Source organism: Streptomyces recifensis, from assembly GCF_002154615.1.
Classification (GTDB): domain Bacteria; phylum Actinomycetota; class Actinomycetes; order Streptomycetales; family Streptomycetaceae; genus Streptomyces; species Streptomyces griseoluteus.
In genome coordinates, this window is record NZ_MUNH01000201.1 from 1 (window position 1) to 330 (window position 330).

General features: G+C 80.0%; 1 pseudogene. It reads right to left on the bottom strand.

Going from position 1 to position 330, the window contains the following annotated elements:
- Window positions 1–330, bottom strand: a pseudogene (locus tag CCN33_RS12155) (ATP-binding protein); the annotation flags it as partial.

Genomic DNA, 330 nt, shown 5'->3' on the forward strand with positions numbered 1-330 from the left:
TCGCCCCGGCGCAGCGCGTCGACCAGGGCGCGCAGGTCGGCCTCGCCGCGGGCGGCGTTGCGGCGCAGGGCGCCGACGCGGTCTCCGACGGAGCGGGCGGCGCGGTCGGCGGCCACGGCGGCGATGGCGATGGCGGCCCCGGCGACCACGGTGGTGAGCGCGAGCACCGCCCAGAGGGCGAGGCCGGCGTGCGCGCCACTGGAGCGGACGGTGAACACGACGGCCGCGGTGGCGGCGAGGGCGACCGCGACGGGCGGGAGTACGGCGAGCCGCATGAGCTGGGGCCGAATGAGCGTCTCGGGCAGTGCGGGAGCGGGTCGGGCGACCGGT